Annotated in this window: 14 protein-coding genes and 1 pseudogene; 8 read left to right on the plus strand and 7 right to left on the minus strand. The window is 53.9% G+C overall.

The features are described from left to right. Nucleotides 1-418: 418 nt before the first annotated feature. A complete protein-coding gene (locus MK110_10425) occupies nucleotides 419-1,861 on the minus strand; it encodes a DUF1501 domain-containing protein (GenBank protein MCH2211709.1) in 1,443 nt (480 codons plus the stop codon). A gap of 78 nt (nucleotides 1,862-1,939) precedes the next feature. Next, entirely contained in the window at nucleotides 1,940-4,504 is a 2,565-nt protein-coding gene (locus MK110_10430) for a PSD1 and planctomycete cytochrome C domain-containing protein (protein ID MCH2211710.1), read from the minus strand. A 111-nt stretch (nucleotides 4,505-4,615) separates the two neighbouring features. Here MK110_10430 and MK110_10435 point away from each other — a divergent pair, with 111 nt between their 5' ends. The 3 genes from MK110_10435 to MK110_10445 all read left to right on the plus strand — a co-directional run bounded on the left by MK110_10435 (nucleotide 4,616) and on the right by MK110_10445 (nucleotide 7,336). Beyond that, a complete protein-coding gene (locus tag MK110_10435; protein ID MCH2211711.1) occupies nucleotides 4,616-5,005 on the plus strand; it encodes a hypothetical protein in 390 nt (129 codons plus the stop codon). A 95-nt stretch (nucleotides 5,006-5,100) separates the two neighbouring features. Next, nucleotides 5,101-6,537: a DUF1501 domain-containing protein gene (locus MK110_10440; GenBank protein ID MCH2211712.1), complete on the plus strand. Its 1,437-nt coding sequence runs from the start codon at nucleotides 5,101-5,103 to the stop codon at nucleotides 6,535-6,537. Between the two features lie 22 nt (nucleotides 6,538-6,559). Continuing rightward, nucleotides 6,560-7,336, plus strand: a complete 777-nt coding sequence (locus MK110_10445) for a hypothetical protein (GenBank protein ID MCH2211713.1) — start codon at nucleotides 6,560-6,562, stop codon at nucleotides 7,334-7,336. 165 nt (nucleotides 7,337-7,501) lie between these two features. On the opposite strand, the gene MK110_10450 is transcribed toward MK110_10445, so the two are convergent. Further along, nucleotides 7,502-7,729, minus strand: coding sequence for a hypothetical protein (locus tag MK110_10450; GenBank protein ID MCH2211714.1), 228 nt, complete (start codon nucleotides 7,727-7,729; stop codon nucleotides 7,502-7,504). Between the two features lie 329 nt (nucleotides 7,730-8,058). Here MK110_10450 and MK110_10455 point away from each other — a divergent pair, with 329 nt between their 5' ends. Then, nucleotides 8,059-9,225, plus strand: coding sequence for a mandelate racemase/muconate lactonizing enzyme family protein (locus MK110_10455; GenBank protein MCH2211715.1), 1,167 nt, complete (start codon nucleotides 8,059-8,061; stop codon nucleotides 9,223-9,225). Nucleotides 9,226-9,507: 282 nt separating this feature from the next. On the opposite strand, the gene MK110_10460 is transcribed toward MK110_10455, so the two are convergent. Then, the gene (locus tag MK110_10460; GenBank protein ID MCH2211716.1) at nucleotides 9,508-10,770 is read right to left on the minus strand and encodes a hypothetical protein; all 1,263 of its coding nucleotides are present in this window, start codon (nucleotides 10,768-10,770) and stop codon (nucleotides 9,508-9,510) included. Between the two features lie 318 nt (nucleotides 10,771-11,088). On the opposite strand from MK110_10460, the gene MK110_10465 reads away from it, so the two are divergent. The 4 genes and pseudogenes from MK110_10465 (at nucleotide 11,089) to MK110_10480 (ending at nucleotide 16,695) form a co-directional block, all read left to right on the plus strand. Beyond that, nucleotides 11,089-11,592, plus strand: coding sequence for a hypothetical protein (locus tag MK110_10465; protein ID MCH2211717.1), 504 nt, complete (start codon nucleotides 11,089-11,091; stop codon nucleotides 11,590-11,592). A gap of 651 nt (nucleotides 11,593-12,243) precedes the next feature. Further along, nucleotides 12,244-12,573, plus strand: a pseudogene (locus tag MK110_10470) (FKBP-type peptidyl-prolyl cis-trans isomerase). Nucleotides 12,574-13,239: 666 nt separating this feature from the next. Next, the gene (gene sthA / locus MK110_10475; GenBank protein MCH2211718.1) at nucleotides 13,240-14,637 is read left to right on the plus strand and encodes a Si-specific NAD(P)(+) transhydrogenase; all 1,398 of its coding nucleotides are present in this window, start codon (nucleotides 13,240-13,242) and stop codon (nucleotides 14,635-14,637) included. Nucleotides 14,638-15,069: 432 nt separating this feature from the next. Beyond that, the gene (locus tag MK110_10480) at nucleotides 15,070-16,695 is read left to right on the plus strand and encodes a CTP synthase (GenBank protein ID MCH2211719.1); all 1,626 of its coding nucleotides are present in this window, start codon (nucleotides 15,070-15,072) and stop codon (nucleotides 16,693-16,695) included. Nucleotides 16,696-17,213: 518 nt separating this feature from the next. Here MK110_10480 and MK110_10485 read toward each other — a convergent pair. The 3 genes from MK110_10485 to MK110_10495 form a co-directional block, all read right to left on the minus strand. Then, nucleotides 17,214-17,588, minus strand: coding sequence for a hypothetical protein (locus tag MK110_10485; protein ID MCH2211720.1), 375 nt, complete (start codon nucleotides 17,586-17,588; stop codon nucleotides 17,214-17,216). Nucleotides 17,589-17,948: 360 nt separating this feature from the next. Continuing rightward, complete coding sequence (locus tag MK110_10490; GenBank protein ID MCH2211721.1) at nucleotides 17,949-18,431, minus strand: arsenate reductase ArsC; 483 nt, start codon at nucleotides 18,429-18,431, stop codon at nucleotides 17,949-17,951. Nucleotides 18,432-18,440: 9 nt separating this feature from the next. Continuing rightward, nucleotides 18,441-19,145, minus strand: a complete 705-nt coding sequence (locus MK110_10495; protein MCH2211722.1) for an aquaporin — start codon at nucleotides 19,143-19,145, stop codon at nucleotides 18,441-18,443. Nucleotides 19,146-19,446 lie beyond the last annotated feature (301 nt).

Raw genomic sequence — 19,446 nt, forward strand, 5'->3', positions numbered from 1 at the left:
GGCACTGTCGTCTCAAAGGCACGCTTTGGGACGTCTGGTTAAACCGAATGATATCGCCGGCGTTATCGCTTTTGTGCTTGGTTCTGCCAACAACTGAATTACGGGACAAACTATCGGCGTCGATGGCGAGCTCGGCGCGGTCCTGACTCGCGCGAGACTGTGAATTCGTGATTCCACATTCAGTCAATTTTCACAAACGACTGTCAATCCGCGACTAAGGCTACTACGTCAACTCCTGACTGCCGGCGCAGCGATCTTTCAAGCCACTGCAACTATTGACACACCTGATCAAGGAGTCTGACAGGACAACCGTGGTCACTGTTACAGGTCCGTTTCCTGAGTTCAGAGGCAATTCATGTAACTGGGGACACCTCGGACGACAACCTGTTCCGGTGAGTGTCCTCGAAGCACTGACCGGTTAACTCAGAACATCCGACACAACTTCGCCGTGGACATCTGTCAGCCGATAATCGCGCCCCTGAAAACGGAAGGTAAGTCGTTTATGATCGTAACCCAGTGTATGCAGGATCGTGGCATTAAGATCGTGAATGTGTACCGGATCGCGGACGATGTTGTATCCGTAGTCGTCAGTCTCGCCGTGCACCATACCAGGCCTGATGCCTCCCCCGGCCAGCCAGATCGAAAAACAACGGCCGTGATGGTCGCGACCGTAATCGACCTTGAGCCCGCCCTGTCCGTAAACTGAACGACCGAATTCTCCTGCCCAAACAACAAGTGTGTCTTCAAGCATTCCACGCTGTTTCAGATCCGTGATGAGCGCCGCCTGAGGCTGATCAATATCCTGGGCCTGTTTTGGAATGTTGGTCGGGATACCTCCATGCTGATCCCATCCGCGGTGATAGAGCTGTACACAGCGAACTCCACGTTCCAGCATTCGCCGGGCCATCAAACAGTTGGCAGCAAATGTTCCCGGCTTCTGCGCATCGTCGCCGTAACGTTTGAATGTTTCAGCCGACTCTGTGGACAGGTTTGTCAGGTCCGGAACTGACGCCTGCATGCGAAACGCCATTTCGTACTGTGCCATCCGCGTGACAATTTCGGGATCTCCCGACTGATTGAGCTGCTGTTCGTTGAGTTTCCCCAGACCATCGAGCATCGTTCGGCGGAGGTCCCGATCGATCCCGGGGGGATCGGAAAGATACAGGACCGCATCCCCACGACTTCGCAGCTTGATTCCCTGATGACTGGACGGCAGAAATCCACTGCCCCACAATCGTTCCAGCAGTCCTTGATTAGCGTCCCTGCCCGAACCGTGTGAAATCATCACGGCAAAAGCCGGCAAGTCTTCCGCATCGCTCCCCAGCCCGTAGCTCAGCCAGGCACCTAACGAGGGTCGACCCGGCTGCTGCGAACCCGTTTGTATAAATGTGATAGCCGGATCGTGATTGATCGCCTCGGTGTGAACCGAACGAATCAGGCAGATTTCGTCCATAACTTTCGCGGTATGCGGCAGGAGTTCACTAATCCACGTTCCTGCCTGTCCGGCTCTCCGAAAGTTAAATTTTGGAGCGATTACCGGGAAGCTTTTCTGACCCGACGTCATCCCTGTCAATCGCTGTCCCTGGCGGATAGTGTCGGGAAGCTCACTGCCGTGTCGTCTTCCAAGGCCAGGCTTATAATCGAACAATTCCAGATGAGACGGACCGCCCGACTGGAACAGATAAACAATGCGACGGGCACGAGGAGCAAAATGCGTCAACTGATCAACCGCAGCGTTCTGAGCAACGCCGTCACGTGCCATCAATCCTGCCAGAGCCGCCACACCAATTGCAGACGAGGAACGCTGCAGCAATCCCCGACGATTGAGCAAGTGCCGGTATTCGATCCAGGGATTTTTCATTGATGTTCCTTCAACATACTGGACTGATCCTGGCAGGTCCGTGGACACGGGCACACTTCGATTCAGAAGTCAACGATTTCATGTTTTTGAGATCGTCTCATCCAGATTCAGTATCAGACTGGTGACGATGGTCCATGCAGCCAATTCTCCGGGACCAATCCTGTCCGTATGCGGCGAGTGTCCGATTGTCAGCAATTTTTCCGCCGCGGCTGGATCGTTGCTGAATCGTTGCCTCGCCTTCCGCAGGACAGACTTCAGGATGACAATTTCATTCGACTGCGGTAATCGGCACAGTGCGATCTCAAACGCTGATTGAAAATGTTCTTCATCGGAGCCGGTCTTTAACAGTACGCGTTCAGCAAAAATCCGGGCGGCTTCGACATAAGTCGGATCGTTGAGCAGTACCAACGCCTGCAAGGGTGTATTCGTTCGCGCTCGACGGATGACACACGTTTCGCGATCAGGTGCGTCAAAAGCCGACATGGCTGGTGGCGGACAGGTGCGCTTCCAGAAGGTGTACATGCTGCGACGATACAAACCGTCTCCCGTGTCGGGTGCGTACTTCTCACGGCGTTCGACCGACACATCTTCCCACAGGCCGGCAGGTTGGTAGGGCTTGACACTGGGGCCGCCGATACGTTCAACCAGCAGTCCGCTGATCGCCAGGGCGTTGTCACGGACTGTTTCAGCGGCAAGCCGGTATCGAGGTCCGCGAGCCAGCAGACGATTTCCGGGATCACGTTCGAGCTTTTCAGGGGTAACATCCGATGTCTGACGGTAGGTGGCGGACAGGACCATCAGTTTCAGCATCTCACGTGTGTTCCAGTTTCGCCGAATCAACTCCGTGGCCAGCCAGTCGAGCAGTTCCGGATGACTGGGAGGTGTCCCCTGGACACCAAAGTCTTCCAGGGTCTCGACGAGTCCGGTGCCGAACAGAAGTTTCCACCAGCGATTCACCGCGACACGCGCCGTCAGCGGATGTTGCGGATCAGTAAACCAACGGGCCATTTCAAGACGGTTCGCTGCCGCGTGAGACGGACCGGACAGAATTTCGGGAACACCGGCCTGCACTTCTTCGCCAGGCTGATCGTATTCCCCCCGCCTGAGTACGTGCGTACGCCGTCGCGGAGACATCTCGCCCATCACCATCGTCACGGGTATTGAGTCATCCAGTTTTTTCAGAAGTTCCAGGATCCTGGTCCGTTCCGTCTGCCACTCTTTGGAGATCGCGTCGATGTGATTCAGATACCACATCTGAAGACGTTGATTCTGATCATCCGACCGGCTGGTGCGGGCTGTTAACAAAATCTCACTGATTTCTTCGGACGAGTCATCGGCCGCGTCCACTGCGGATGCATCACCTGCATCGGCCGAAATGACTTTGATTTGCCCGGGAGTCAGTGACGCCTCCCACTCCTCCAGTGCATTATCGATCTGAGCTGACCTGTTTTTTAGGAGTACGGAAAGTTCATCCCGACGAGACTCCAGTCGGTCCTGTTGTGCCTGCTGAGCGAGCGAAGGAAGTTTCAGTAATGGTTCGGCCATTTTTCCCTTACTGTAGCCGACCACTTTGTCCGGGATGTTGTTGAAGAAGGCCGCGAACTGATAATACTCCCGTTGTGACAACGGATCGTACTTGTGGTCATGGCAGCGAGCACACTGCAGGGAGAGCCCCATGAAGACCGTTGATGTAGTGTGCACCCGGTCAGCAACATATTCAACGCGATATTCTTCTTCGATGATTCCTCCTTCTGTCGTGAGGACATGATTACGATTGAATCCCGTGGCCACTTTCTGACTGATCGTTGCGTCCGGAAGCAGATCGCCGGCCAGCTGTTCGGTCAGAAAACGGTCATAGGACAGATTGCGGGCGAACGCGCTGATGACCCAGTCTCGCCATGGCCACAGCGTACGCAACTCGTCGTTATTATATCCATTGGTGTCTGCGTATCGTGCCGCATCGAGCCAGTGCATCGCCAGACGTTCAGCATGACGCGGAGATTCCAGCAAACGATCAACGACATCTTCATAGGCGTCCGGTGACGTATTCGACAGAAACGCCTGACGATCTGCGGGAGTTGGCGGCAATCCGGTCAAATCAAGTGTCACCCGGCGCAGCCAGGTTTCACGGCCGGCCTCGACCGCAGGTGCAAGCCCGCCGGCTTCCAGCTGTCGCAATACAAATGCATCAATCTCATTTCGTACCCAGTCCGTCTGACTGATACGTGGTCCTGGTAGACGCCGCGGTGCGACAAATGCCCAGTGAACCGCGTACGGTGCTCCCTCTGCAATCCAGTGTTTCAGAATTTCCCGCTGAGTGCCGGACAAACGCTTCTGAAAAGATGCCGGTGGCATCTGCTGATCGTCATGTGCTTCGATTCGCACAACCAGTTCGCTCAATTTCACATTGCCTGGCACGATTGGACGCACACCATTTTCTGTTTTGGCAAGTGCCCCTTCACGCAGATCCAGTCGCAGTCCGGCTTGCCTGGCATCCTGATCCGGACCATGACAGTTCCAGCAGTAATTCGACAGGATCGGACGCACATCGCGATTAAAATCAATCTTCGCGGGTACTGAAGCCACTGCAAAGACGGAGGCATGGCAGACGGCCAACAACGTAAGGAACAGATACTGCAACATAAGACATGATTCCTGTGATCAGCCGTTTGCTGTGGTCGGCAGCAGCACATGTACCAGAAGGCACGACCAGTACACCGACTCCCGTTATCAAGTCAAAGCTCCCGCATACTGATGCCGGACTGTCGAGACAAGTTCCTGCCCGCCCGTTCGAATAATCCGGGAGCCGGAATCCTGATCGTAGCGAGGAATTCCGTACCAACGGAAGGAGGCAGACGATTTTTTGAACACAAAGCAACTGTTGGCCGGTCTCTGCATCTGTCGGCTTCGCAGAAACTACGAACACAGAAGGAACATAAACAGATCACAAATCACGGCAGCAGAACCGGACCTTCTGTGGATGGTGACAAATCAGCAGCAAAGCTTGTTTTTTTGAGAGTCGAGTTAGATCCACTGGTCCGCAGTAACGGAATCGCCGAAATCCGACAGGAAGGACCAGGTGCAGGTGGTTCTGCACACAAACGTTCATTAACCCTGTTATCGCTAAAACCAGCACGACTCTGAAGTCCCGCTGTCGGATTGATTCAGGTTGTTTTACGTGGCATAATGGATCCTCAGAAGTGGTTCCGTGATATCACATCGAGTTCGGAAAAAAAACCGTGATCAATCTTGGAAGCTTCCGTGCCGGATCGTGTCAGGGAATCAGTCGCCGTCCGTTCCTGAAAATCGGCACCTCACTCCCGATTGCATACGGACTTTCAAACGCTGAACAGCTGGCCAGTGCAGCAGAATCAGCCAAAGCCAAATCCGTATTACTGATCTGGCTGTGGGGAGCTCCCAGCCATCTGGACCTGTGCGATCCCAAGCCGAATGCACCGGTTGAGTATCGAGGCCCGTTTGCCACGATTCAAACACGCATACCAGGCGTCCACTTTACGGAACTTCTGCCAAGACTGGCTGAACGCAGCGACCGATTTTCGCTCGTTCGATCGAATATCAATTTCAATGGAGACCATTTCGGCGGCGGCCGACTTTCACTTTCCGGTGCAACGGAAGACGGCCTGAAAGAGGTCCCTCCAAATTTTGGTTCCATTCTTGCCCGGCACCGAAAGTCTGCCGGACTGCCTGGATTTGTCTCGCTTGCTCGTGGTTTACTGGGCAGTACAGACGGCTCACTGCTTGAGGGTTACGGAGGCGGCCCCTGGGGAATTGGCTACGACCCGTTCATGGTCAGTTGTTCAGCAACCGGAAAGGTGGCGATTCCTCAGCTGAATCTGCTGGAGGGTCTGACACCCACGCGTCTGTCGGAACGACGAACGCTCCTTCGGGAACTTGACCACGTCAAACGATTCGTTGACTCAGGCACAACTGACGGTAGTGGCCTGCGGCAGAAAGATGTCGCGCAGGACCGACTTCGCGATCTCGATCGTCTGCGGCAGATTCACCTTTCATCAACCGCCGACGTGGAAAAATGGGACATCTCCTCTCGACGGGCTTACGAACTTCTGACATCGGGGGCCGCGTCAAATGCCTTCGACCTTTCACGTGAATCAGCGGCAGTTCGCGCCGATTACGGACAAACCGAATTCGGTCAAAGTTGTCTGCTCGGTCGGCGTCTTGTGGAAGCCGGCATTCCTTATGTCCAGGTCAACTGGAGTCAGACACTGGAAGTTCACTATCCGAACAGCGACAACGGCTGGGATACCCATGCCGATAATTTTGAACTGTTGTCAGACTGGCACGGTCCGCTGCTGGATCGTGTCCTGCCAACTCTGCTGGATGATCTGGAACAACGTGGTCTGCTGGAAACCACGCTTGTTGTCTGTCTGGGTGAGTTTGGCCGAACGCCTCGGATCAACAATATTGGATCTCGAGACCACTGGCCGCAATGTTATTTTTCCATCTGGGCAGGAGCCGGAATCAAACCAGGACGGGTCATCGGTGAAAGTGATGCACTGGGTCAGTTTCCCTTAACAGATCCCGTTCCACCGGCCATGGTGGGTACGACGATCCTTGATCTTGCCGGTGTGAGTACGGAAGCACGAGCGGAATTAAAAGTTCTGGAAGGGGGACGCCTGATCGATGGACTCCTGTGAGCGACTGACAAATGATGGGACGATGAAACTTGCTCCGGCCTTTGTTGCGGACGGTAGTGCGATCGTCTTTTCCGGACACGATGTCCCCCGTCAGGTATCGCTCATGCAATTGAAGCTTTCCGACGGCTCGCAGAAACGACTGTTTCCATCCATCAACGCGCACCAGCTGGATGCAGCGTTTTCCAACGACGGACGATTTCAGTGCTTTGCGATGTCGACGGGCAGTCCTCAGACCGTCCTGGTGATCAAAGATACACGTGAACAGCAGGAATTTCAGTTTCGGCCGATTGGTGCTCGAAGTACGGCACGCAGTCCGAAGTTCACCCCGAATCAGGAACGGATTATCTTTACGCTGTCGTCAGATGGTGGCCGGCAGATTGCGTCTGTGAACAATCAGGGGCAGGACCTTAAAAAACTGACGCAGTCAAACAGTATCAATCGCGAGCCTTCGATATCGCCGGACGGGCGGAACATCGCTTTCAGTTCAAGTCGAAAGGGAAGCTTCGATATCTACGTAATGAATACCGACGGTGGTGATGTCCACCGATTGACGGATGGCCGCTTCCGTGACCTGAGACCTGCCTGGTCACCTGACGGAAAACGCATTGCGTTTACGAGTGCCCGGGACGGCAACCTGGAAATCTACATCATGCAGGCCGACGGCTCGAATCAGGTACGAGTCACGAACCATCCTGAACGCGATGACTACCCCACATGGCACCCTGACGGCCGGAGACTGCTCAGCGTCTCAGAACGCAACGGCCAGTTCGATCTCTTTCTGAGAGACGTTTCTGTCTGACGCTCAGCCACAACTGTCTGCAGATGTTCAAGCTGACGGCCGCCGACGAGTCGCTGAATGACAGACAAGTCCACTCACACCAAGGTCCACAAAAACACGCACGCCGGCACTCCTAATCCTGGAAGTTCGGACCGGCACCACAGCCCCCAACACCATCGAACCAGGTCATTCATCGGACGAGGCATTACTCTTAGCAACTTTGACCATCTCACGGGTGATCGCAAAAATCAATATCGTGGTTCCGAAGAGAGTCGCGACCGTCCCCCACACTTCGGGCATTGACGCGATGCCCCAGGGATCGCCCCAAATCCACAACAACACCATCAGGGTCGACACCAGAACCATGACGATACTGGCAACCGCACTGAGCTTATACGCATTCTGAGCATTCAATAGGTCACCCCTGAAAAAAAGTTAGGTGTGATCCGGCACGAAATCTAGTTTCAGTTTAAACGTTTCCATGTCGTTCCGCAAAATAACTGCGGCGACTTCATGCAATCACTCGATTCAGTTGCCCGGCGATACACTTGAATCTTTATCGACGGAATGCGAAAAATCGGACCGACTGTTTGAGCGACTGTCGTGACCTGACCAAAATCCGGGGCTTTGCCGGCCTCGGTACAATACCTCGCGACGTGCTTCCACCCGGTGTGACCCGGAAGGAGAGGATTCCCAGGATGACTCAGATAAGACGCAGGACACGTCCTCTACAGGAGTAGCTGATGAAAATCACCGATGTGAATGCTTATGTCGTCGTGCCTCACTACGGGTCGCTGACTAACGACACCAGTGACTGGCAGTGGACATTCGTGACTATCGATACCGATGAAGGAATACAGGGGTGGGGTGAGGCATCCAGCGTTCCGCGAAATGCATCTCTGCTCACCGGAGCCGGCATTCGTGCGGTGCGCGAGGCCCTGGTAGGAGAAAACCCCGCTGACATTGAGCGACTTTGGCACAAACTCTATCGACGCTACACCTACATGGGATCACGCGGATTCCCAAGCACAATCGTCAGCGGCATCGACATTGCACTCTGGGATCTGAAAGGTAAGGCACTCAACACACCGATCTATGATCTTCTTGGTGGCACGTTCCGTGACAGCGTTCGTGTGTATGCCAACGCCTGGTTTGGTGGATGCACGTCTGCCGAGCAGTTTGGGGCCGCGGCCAAAGCCACAGTCGATGCAGGTCATGACGCTCTCAAGCTGGATCCGTTTCTGGAAATGAGTCCGTTCCATACGGCCTATGTGGATGGGCAAATTTCGCCCGCCGGTGAGGAACAGGGATGTGAGATTGTCGCGGCAATCCGCAGTGCCGTTGGCGCTCAGGTTGAAATTTTGATCGATGCGCACGGTCACTTTAATGTTCCCACCGCCGTGCGACTTGCCAACCGTCTGCACGATGAGTCACAGATCGGCTGGTTTGAAGAACCGGTCCCTCCGGAAAGTTATGGAGCGCTTCACCAGGTGCGTGAACAGGTCACAGCTCCCATCTGCGTCGGCGAGCGTCTGTTTACCCGCTTTGATTTTGTACCGGTCTTTGAGCAGCGTCTGGCTGATTTCATTATGCCGGACGTCGTCTGGACGGGTGGAATTTCGGAGTTGAAAAAAATTGCCGGCATGGCTGAAGCCCACTACATTCCGATCAGTCCACATAATGCCCAGGGACCCGGTCAAATTCTGGCCGGAGCTCATGTGTCGATGACCGTACCCAACTTCTACCGGCTGGAGCACGCCGTCAGCTGCAAGAAGTCTTACGACAGTTTTCTGCAGAATCCGCTGCAATGGGACGGGAATGTCATTCAACTGTCGGATCGTCCGGGATTGGGAGTGGACCTGGACATGTCGCAGGTCCGCGCAAAACTTCACCCGGACTGGACCGACTGAACTGCTTCGCTGGTCGCCTGACGGCAGCCGGTCATTTCGGTGTGCACAGACTGACATGACAGGAATTGTCAGAGGCAGCACGCAGATCAGACTCATCATTTCGCACGCAGATGAAGCTCATTCTCCGGTAGACCGGTAAAGGGGGCGAGCCACCGTGCGGGAATGGTGACTCGCCCTGGTGGAAACGCCGACAGATCCACGGAAGACAGCATCGACTTAGGAGGAGGAAGTCAAGCTGACAGGAACGCGGGTCAATAATGACTCGTGTCCTCCGCGCCGGAATCAGAACAATTCCATCTGCCCCGGGAATCCGGCCCATTGCGGGATGGAACCAGTTTCCTCGCTGCGTTTCCGGAAGAGCATTGCGCCAATATAATTATGCCGTTTCACGGACTGGTCATGATGATGTGTCGGCTGAAACCGGGTTCCTTCAGTGAACGGAATAGAACTAGCGTTTTTCGCCGCCAAATCTTCGTCAGTGGCTGTGTGTTCTAATCCGTTCGACACCGTACTGTGTCGTTTGATGGATGATGAATGATGTTGCGGAGCCTGCACCTGGTAGCGACGATCCCGTTTGAACGCGGCCAGTTCGCGGGAAACATCCTGATCTGCCCTCCGCACGGGATTTTCGCCTGGCCGTGGTGACGGACGACGGTCCGAACGATCAGCCTTACGACTGCCGTCCCGCAGATTCTGCCGACCAACAGCCCCTGACGGCCTGCGATCCCGATCACTGTATGGCTTTGCTGTATCACGGGATTCAGTAACCCCCATGGTGATTGCTTCCTCCGGCGAAGTTCCATACCGCGGCATACCAGCCACAACCCAGCTGCGCCAGTCTTTCTCCAGGGCGTCTACCCCTCTGTGGTTGTAGTGTTTACGAATAGCGGCTTCCCAGCGTCCGCCACGTGCATCGTGCAGAAATTTCAGATACGTCTCCTGACCTTCCTGCTGCATAAGAAAATCTACCAAGCCGAATCCCTCCGCATACAGAATGAGCATGGGACGATGACCCGCCGGATAGCGCTTCATACTCAACAATCTTCGCAGCGGAATAAATTCTCGACGACTTCTCACTACGTTTTGCAGCAGGTCCAGCTGCAACTGCTGCTCCGAACGATGTTCGAACAGCGTGGAAGCGCCTTCGTCTGCCCACCGCGGCAGCGGACGACGAAAATAACTGGCAAAAACCGTGTGATTCACTTCGTGCGGAAGGACAGAATCCAGAATACGTTCCGGACTGCCCTGAACCATCATTTTCCAGTTGATGACCGCCGTACCCACAAACTGAAACGTGGTCTGACCCGCGGCGCCCAGGACCCCTGAACGGACATTGATCGTACAGGGGTGTGACCAGTTCTTCAGAGTCCTGCCGGTCCAGAAAACAGCCAGACGTCGACGATACTCTTCGGCGGCCTCTGCGACCGATCTGGCTTCTTTAACGCTGGTTGCCGTCGCAATGAAGTTGCGGGTGCGATAACTGGCACCGGTACTAATGAACAGAGTGATCAGGATCAGTGTCACTCGGTATATCAGAGCATCCATGCTCAGCCCGTCAGTTTATCTCAGTTCGAAATCACAGCTGTGGATCCTTCCACTGCCGGCGAGACAGCTACCGGCAGCAAATGCCGATCCAAACACCGTTTTCCAGTGGAATTATCCGGATCACTGAGCGCAAACCACAATTATGTAATGGTTTACGTCACCTTTTGCTCCTGGGGACGCACATCGGGTGATCAGGTTTCCGATTGCAATTCCTACAAATTCCATTCGTGATTGTTGTTTCTGCACGACTGCAGAAACTGCATGTGACCGCGCAATCACAGCGACTGCTTCAATGGTTCGGTTCAGGCAGAATCAAACATGCTTTACAGAATCCCGGGCGTCTTCGGCGCAGGTCAGACGATGAACATCCTGCTAACTGTCTCAACCTCACAATTCTATTGCACAGCCGTCACCATGATTGTCATTTTACTGCTGGTGATCCTTTTCACCTGCTGGATCCTTTGGGGGCTGTTTGTCGGTGAATCGAACGACATCCGCTGGATTCGCCATTCGTGCGGCGCCGTCTTTGTACTGATGGTTGCTGTTCTGTCTCTGGGGGCAGGTTTTCTGGCTGCCCGAACAGTGGAACGTTCAACCGCCAGACGGGATACATTCACAGCACTGCAATTGATTGCTGATCGCATTGAATCCGGAGATTCTCAGTTAGTCGTCCGGAAGATTCGGGCACTCGATCATCAGGGTGACCCGGACGCAGACGCTTATGATCTGCTCAGTGAACTTCCTGAATTTGTGGCTGAACTCCGACCGAAATCAAAGTCTGCCGCAATTGCAACTGAGGGCTCTGAATCGTTGCGCCGGTGACCGCGACAGACGTCCCTGTACGGCAGACAGTCAAAGACAGCCTGACTGTGCGGCCCTGACGAACAACCAACGAAATTTCGAAATCGTCCACTGACTTTGGTGGTCCCCCTGCCACTTGATGTTCTATGAATCCGGCAGTCAGATAATCACTGTCATTGAACCAGCAGGAACCGGTACCGAGGAAGCAAGAGCTGTGGTAAAATTCATCTCGCACATAAAACCAGTGAGCTACCCGCAGTCCCGATACAGGGATGCTCGGAGGAACACCAGACTATGTAAAAACGCCCGGGCCAGGTCGCTCTCACAGGAAAACTGCCACGTGACGCGAAAACAACAATTTACAAATCCAGATGAAGCGTTTCCTGCTGGCAGCATCCGGAACACTTTATTTCGCAGTCCTGTTGCTATTTGGCTATCCTGCGGACCCAATCACCTCAGTCGATCTGCACTCATCACACCAGGATGATAAACTCGAACTTAGATTGTCGCCTAATCGGAAAAGCATAAATGAAAAACCACCGTATTCAAAAACTGGCTACTGTCCTGTCTCTGGGGTTCCTGATCTCTGTTGCCGGATGCGGTAACCCGGAAACCAGTGATTCGCCTCCGTCACCTGGCCCGAGTACCGATGCGTCTCCGTCGTCCAGCCAGGTCACCACCGACAGCGGGCTCATCTACGAGATTGTGACCCAGGGAGATGGGCCCAAGCCGGGATTGTATGACACGGTTACCGTTCACTACCGCGGCACACTCACAGACGGCACCGAGTTTGACAGTTCCTACTCCACCGGACGGCCGGCAACATTTCCGGTAAACGGAGTCATCAAAGGCTGGAACGAAGCCCTGCGGATGATGCCAACCGGCTCGAAATGGAATCTCATCATTCCGCCAGAACTGGCCTATGGTGAGCAGGGTGCCGGAAGCAAAATCGGACCAAATGCAACGCTGAACTTCGAGGTCGAGCTGCTTAAGATTAACTGATCCTGGCCGACAGCCACTGCAACGATGACAGCATCGACGACCCGGAATCCACCTGGTGGCAGCAGCCGATATCCTGTGGTTTTTTCCGATACGTTCAACTCGGGATTTTGCGTACTGCACCTCCCGTGATTCTTTCCCGACCGAACTGCAAGAATTGGAGACTCCGTCTGACTCACGGTTGCCGACGGAAAGGCTGCAGACATCACCTGGCCCTGTGTCGTTTCACCTGAATCAGCGCATTTCATATCTGCATAAACTCTGCAGTGTCAGCTTTATTAATCATGGTCGGTCAATCAACGTCCTTTGTGTCAGGGTCAGGGTCAGGGTCAGGGTCAGGGTCAGGGTCAGGAGATCCTGCACGAACGTCAGTGCACCGGAACCCATTTTCCTGAGATCACGAATCATTCGGGCTAAAAACTATTTGATCATCAAATCTATGGGTGAGCGGGTATCACAGCACACCATGCGGGTCAGTATTTATGCTCGACAGACAGACCTGCAGACGCGATCATCAGTGTTCATTCTGTGAATTCAATCTGTGAATCAGAATTGATTCCGGAGCTGCAGGAAAGATTGCTCGTCGAGCTGTTTCCCCCATAACCGTCATGGGGAATTTGGTGTGTCGTTGTTTTTCAGCCCGCAATGTTTCCTCCCGGGGAGTTGAGATTGAGCCGATATTCATTCGATGTTGTGGTAATCGGAACCGGTCCGGGCGGCGAGGGTGCCGCAATGCAGGCCACAAAGCTGGGCCGCCGTGTTGCTGTTGTCGAGCGACTCGACTGCATTGGCGGAAACTGCACTCATCGAGCCACAATTCCAAGCAAGGCGCTGCGATTCGCTGTTCAGCAATTAACGACGATGCATCAGACGCCGCAGGTGGATACGGAAGTGCAGTCAGAGGCTCGTTCCTTTCCCGTTCTGCGCAAGTCGGCAGCCTCTGTCATTGCACAACAGGTTCGGGTACGACAGGGATTCTACGATCGTAACGAAGTACCGGTCTTTGGAGGTCACGCCCGGCTGACCGACGAACACACGATTGATGTGGAAGACGATCTGGGTGGTAAACGAACGATTCAAGCCGATTCCATCGTCATCGCCACCGGTTCCCGTCCGTGGCGACCGGACAATATCGATTTTACGCATCCGCGTATCCGCGACAGCGACACGATCCTGCAGATCCCGGAAACACCGCGCAGTCTCAGTATCTACGGAGCAGGTGTCATCGGCTGCGAATATGCTTCAATCTTTCGAAACATCGGTGTGAAGGTCAATCTGATCAATACCCGTGACCAGCTGCTTTCGTTTCTGGATGATGAAATCATTGATGCACTCAGTTACCACCTGCGTGAATGCGGGGTCATCATTCGACACGGAGAAGCGATTGGACGTGTGGAGACGGTTGAAGATGGTGTGATCACTCATCTGATCTCGGGAAAGCAGATTAAGACGGACTATCTGCTGTGGGCAGCCGGACGTACGGGTAATACAAATGATCTGGGATTGTTTAACGTCGGTATCACGCCAAACAGTCGCGGTCAGCTGGAAGTGGATGAGCATTTTCACACCGGGACAGCAAACATTTATGCGGTGGGTGATGTGATCGGTCCCCCCGCTCTGGCCAGTGCTGCCTATGTTCAGGGACGCTATGCCGCTCATCATCTGATCAGCGGACAATGCGATCGCGCATTAATTGCAGACATTCCCACAGGTATTTATACCAGTCCGGAAATCAGCTCGCTGGGACGCACGGAACGTGAACTGACCGAAGCGGAAATTCCGTACGAGGTCGGACATGCAACATTCCGCAGCCTCGCCCGTGCTCAGATCACCGGTCAGACGGTGGGAATGCTCAAGCTGTTGTTCCATCGCGAAACGCTGCAGTTGCTGGGTATCCACTGTTTCGGAGCCAACGCATCCGAAATCATCCACATTGGCCAGGCCGTCATGTCTCAGCCTGGAGACAACAACACACTTGAGTACTTCGTCAATTCCACCTTTAATTATCCCACAATGGCCGAAGCCTATCGTGTCGCTGCGCTCAACGGACTGAATCGGCTGTTCTGATCCCCGGCTGCCTTTTCCTGTCCGGACGGCTGCCGCGAAGTCTCGGAAAATCTGGCCTGATCTGCCTCTGTTCAGCCACTGCCGGAAAAACGGGCAATCCCGTCAGGGGAATGGCAATCAACACCGATACCGCAACTTTCTGAATAACCGGGCCTGATCGACAGATGTAACAACGGCAACGAAGAAGCCGGGCTTTCCGGCAGATTTCATCGATCCACTCAGATTGAATGCCAGCAGTGTTGAGGATGCCACAGGATCCGTTCTAATGGGCTGACTGAGACACCTTGGAGTCCGTTACGACCATGGAACTGTACCGAATCGCCCCTGCATCCGGTGGGAGGTTCACACAACAGGCAACAGTCGTACACGCTGACTCCACACGTGATACAGCATCCTCTGTTTACGCTGCTGTTTCAATGGAATGGAACGATTATGACTCAGCATATTTTTGTGACCGGTGGCGTTGTCAGTTCACTTGGCAAAGGACTTACCTCTGCCTCCATCGGTATGCTGCTGGAACGACGCGGGCTTACAGTCCGTATGCAAAAACTGGATCCGTATATTAACGTCGATCCAGGCACGATGAGTCCCTACCAGCACGGCGAAGTTTATGTACTGGATGACGGTTCTGAGACAGACCTGGATCTGGGACATTACGAACGTTTTACATCCAGCCCGCTGAATCGTGATTCGAACTATACCACCGGGCAGATCTATCAGACGGTGATCGAGAAAGAACGTCGAGGAGAATATCTGGGTGGCACCGTTCAGGTTGTTCCACATATCACTGATGAGATCAAACGCTGTATCCGTAAACTCGCCTCTCCGGACGTTGATATCGTCATCACCGAACTGGGAGGAACCGTCGGTGATATTGAAGGCCTGCCGTTCCTGGAAGCAATCCGTCAGATTCCGCTTGATGTGGGGAAGGAAAACTGCCTGTTCATCCACCTGACTCTGGTGCCTTATCTGAAAGCAGCCCGCGAAGCAAAGACCAAACCTACGCAACACAGTGTTCAACAGCTTCGTGAAATCGGAATCCAGCCTGATATTCTGATATGTCGTACAGAGCGGGCCATCGGTCGCGAACATACCGACAAGATCGCGCTATTTTGCAACGTGGAAACACGAGCTGTCATCGAAGAAATCGACAAGGAATATTCGATTTATGAAGTCCCCGTCGGCCTGGTTGAGCATCAGCTGGATGAATTAATCGTTGAGAAACTCAACATTACCGCCGGTCCGCTGGAACTGGAAGATTACCACGACCTGGTTCACCGCATTCGGAATCCACGACACGAAGTTAAAATCGCAGTCGTTGGTAAGTACATCGATCACCGTGACGCTTACAAATCAATTTACGAATCCCTGGATCATGCCGGGTTTCACCATTCTACTCGCATTATCGTAAAACGTATCGAATCGGAAGAGCTGGAGCGACAGGGGGCCGACGCTCTTCTTGCCGGTATTGACGGTGTCCTGGTGCCAGGCGGATTTGGGATGCGGGGCATCGAAGGCAAGATTCAGGCGGTTCAGTACGCCCGCGAAAACAACATCCCGTTTTTCGGGATTTGTCTGGGGATGCAGTGTGCTGTAGTGGAATTTGCACGCAATGTCATGCATCTGAACGACGCCAACAGCAGTGAATTTGAACGTGATACTCAACACCCGGTCATCTGTCTGCTGGATGAACAGGAGGGCGTGGTTGCCAAGGGAGGAACCATGCGGCTTGGTGCACAACCCTGTTTGCTGGCAGAGGGATCACGGTCCGCCGAAGCGTACGGAACCGGCGAAGTGAATGAACGACACCGACATCGTTACGAATTTAACAGCGAATATCGTGAAAAATTCATTCACGCCGGAATGACACCGGTCGGAACCAGTCCGGACGGAACATTGGTAGAAGTGGTGGAAGTACCGGATCATCCGTGGTTCGTTGCAGTACAGTATCATCCGGAATTCCGGTCACAACCCAACAGTCCGCATCCACTGTTTACCGGATTCGTGGGAGCCGCACTCAACATACGTCAGCACAGTTCCCGTCGTCTGGTCCAATAGGATCTTTGGACGCGGATTTCTGAACGTGTTCTGATCAACTGTTCCGTCGCGCGTGCACCGGAAGGCCTGATTCGACGGCGGTGATGATGCGTGAGTCCGACCGGGACACATCAGGCTTGCCGAAAATCTTCGCAAATAGGTTTCCCGAAGAACCACATTTCGTGCGTCCACAACCCCGCAAAACGATTCACGACGTCTGCTGTCCGACGCCGTGTCTGCTGTTCTGCATCATCAAGCGGTGTCCACAGCCAGGATGATCCGTAACACCGATTTCGCTTTGTGGTGATCAACCGAATTCCGTCATTCGGACCACCGAACCATTTTGACACAACGCATACTGCATGACTGTTGTCAACGACGACTCAGACAACCGAACGCGTCCTGCTGCAGGTCCGGGCCCCAACTGCCGGGAGGCAGTTGGGGCCCGCAAATCGAATTCGTACCTGAGCTGATCCCGGTCAACACAAAGAAAATTGCGTGTGACCCAATAACATGACTCAACTCAGAGACAGGTTCTTTTAAAGGCGACCCAGGTTCTGTCTCAGAATTCTCACAGGAGGATACACACTCAACCCATAGTTGACCAATTCTACCGGATAACCCAGCACCTGATTCGGGCGAGGCATTGGAACAGTATTCAACTCATCTGGACTTGGCATCGCGCGTGACAAATCGATTAACGGAAACGTCAGGCGGTTCAGTTCCACATTGACAACCTGTCGGGGAATAGACATCACATCTTTTAGCGGACCAGCCTGGAACACGTCGTCCAGCAGCCCCGCCTGAAGCGAACATGACTGTGCAGCCACGCACAGCGTCACTGCGGCAGCAATCATAAAACGTTTCATATTTTTGGAATCCTCAACACTGGAATTGAAAAATCGAATCCACATGATTCGAGTGCGCTTAAAATCATGAACAGTCTGCAATACCTGTTAACAGACCTTTCCTGGTGCCAAAGACATCACCTGGAAAAAAGGGGCTTTCTGTTCCGTTGACAACAGTTGCAACGATTATGGCGCAGATGAATATGCCGCGATGCTCCTGATCTGGTCAGAACCTCTTACGAAAAATCTGTGCTCGCCGGAACGACGGAGTCTGCCACAGTCTGGTGTCGCCACTTGTCTGAATCAGCAGACACCTGCGTTTAACAAAACGTCCCGGAAGCAACTACCGGCAGACCTGCAGTCACGTCCCCGCTATGGGGTGAGTTGAATGACGAATGGTGTTCGATGTGACAGGATCGAAAACCGTCAACCGATCGGGGATTCGGTGATTCCCTGAGAAATCGACTTCGCATCAGGACTCGCTAAGCAAGGTCCGTTGCCGCTGTCCAGATACTGCTGAATTGCGCACCTGATTTCATCGCGTACACGACGAAAAACTTTCATCTTATCTTCGTCGGTACCGCCGGCGTCTGCCGGGTCGTCAAACGGCCAGTGCAGGGTCTGCGTTGCTCCGTGAAAGACCGGACACAACTCTTTGGCGTTGTCACAAACGGTGATCACCAGATCAAATGACTGGTCCCGGAACGGATCCAGTGATTTGCTTGTGTTCCCGGAGATGTCGATGTTCAGTTCGGCAATCGCGAGAATGGCCAGACGGTGTACATACCCGGACGGCTTCGAGCCGGCCGACTCGGACTGCCAGTCATCCTTCCCAAGGTGTTCCCATAGCGCTTCAGCCATCTGAGAGCGGCAGGAATTTCCGGTGCAGAGGATCAGGACACGTTTCATGAAACAGTTTCAGGTTGATGAAGTATTTTCACAGACGGTGTCTGTGGCAGACGTATCGCCGTCACAGCAACCGGCAGGCTGCACGCAGCGGCAACCGGGTACGGCCAGCGCCGCGCCAAACACCGGCGCGGCAATGTAAATCCAGAGATGGTTCAGGTTGCCGCTGACGATTGCCGGAGCAATTGACCGTGCGGGATTCATGGAGGCGCCGCAGATCGGTCCAGCAAACATCGCTTCCAGAGCAACCACGCCTCCGATCGCTGCCCCGGCCATGATCCCCTTCTCTTTGGCTCCGGTCGATACGTTCAGGATCACGAACATCAGTATGAATGTGAGCACAACTTCAAAGACAAACGTCTGCCACCACGCTCCGGCCGGCAATGTCGCTCCCAGATAGGGATGATCAGGAAACAGCATTCTCAGCAGGGCACTGGCGGCCACCGCTCCGCTCAGTTGAGCGATCAAATACGGAACAACGTCACGAACGTGAAAACGATTTGTGAGGCAGAAGGCGATTGTGACGGCCGGATTGATGTGCGCTCCCGACACGTCGCCGACTGCGTAAATCATGGCCATCACGACCAGTCCGAACGTCAGCGCAATCCCCACATGAGTGATTGTTTGCTCAGAGACATCGTTGACGATGATTGCACCGGTCCCGGCAAACACCAGACAGAATGTACCAATGGCCTCAGCTGTGTACTTCTTATTCATGCTTCACCGACCTGCTGCTGCGCGACAAAAATGTCTAAAACTTCGGCGATCCGCTGCCGGAACATTTAAATACGTTCGTGCTGCGTACCGTGGCAGGCAGCAGATTCGTCGTCTGGCCGGCTGATGTTACCAAAAATAACGGGCCACCTGCACAGACACGACGGTTCTGCACGACCACGTGCCACAAGGTTACACCATACACCGGGGCCTCACTAAGCTCATCACGGAACAACATGGATCCATAGATTCCTCATGTCAGCCCCCAAAACAATGCATACTGCTGAGCAATGGCAATGTGACC

The organism is Fuerstiella sp. (genome assembly GCA_022447225.1).
GTDB lineage: Bacteria > Planctomycetota > Planctomycetia > Planctomycetales > Planctomycetaceae > S139-18.

Excerpts from the sequence above, each read along its gene's own strand:
- MK110_10445 (MCH2211713.1), top strand. The coding sequence starts at position 6,560 with ATGAAACTTGCTCCGGCCTTTGTTGCGGACGGTAGTGCGATCGTCTTT.
- MK110_10435 (MCH2211711.1), top strand. The coding sequence starts at position 4,616 with ATGCCGGACTGTCGAGACAAGTTCCTGCCCGCCCGTTCGAATAATCCG.
- MK110_10485 (MCH2211720.1), bottom strand. The coding sequence starts at position 17,588 with ATGTGGATTCGATTTTTCAATTCCAGTGTTGAGGATTCCAAAAATATG.
- MK110_10495 (MCH2211722.1), bottom strand. The coding sequence starts at position 19,145 with ATGAATAAGAAGTACACAGCTGAGGCCATTGGTACATTCTGTCTGGTG.
- MK110_10425 (MCH2211709.1), bottom strand. The coding sequence starts at position 1,861 with ATGAAAAATCCCTGGATCGAATACCGGCACTTGCTCAATCGTCGGGGA.
- MK110_10480 (MCH2211719.1), top strand. The coding sequence starts at position 15,070 with ATGACTCAGCATATTTTTGTGACCGGTGGCGTTGTCAGTTCACTTGGC.
- MK110_10465 (MCH2211717.1), top strand. The coding sequence starts at position 11,089 with ATGCTTTACAGAATCCCGGGCGTCTTCGGCGCAGGTCAGACGATGAAC.
- MK110_10455 (MCH2211715.1), top strand. The coding sequence starts at position 8,059 with ATGAAAATCACCGATGTGAATGCTTATGTCGTCGTGCCTCACTACGGG.
- MK110_10490 (MCH2211721.1), bottom strand. The coding sequence starts at position 18,431 with ATGAAACGTGTCCTGATCCTCTGCACCGGAAATTCCTGCCGCTCTCAG.
- MK110_10430 (MCH2211710.1), bottom strand. The coding sequence starts at position 4,504 with ATGTTGCAGTATCTGTTCCTTACGTTGTTGGCCGTCTGCCATGCCTCC.
- MK110_10460 (MCH2211716.1), bottom strand. The coding sequence starts at position 10,770 with ATGGATGCTCTGATATACCGAGTGACACTGATCCTGATCACTCTGTTC.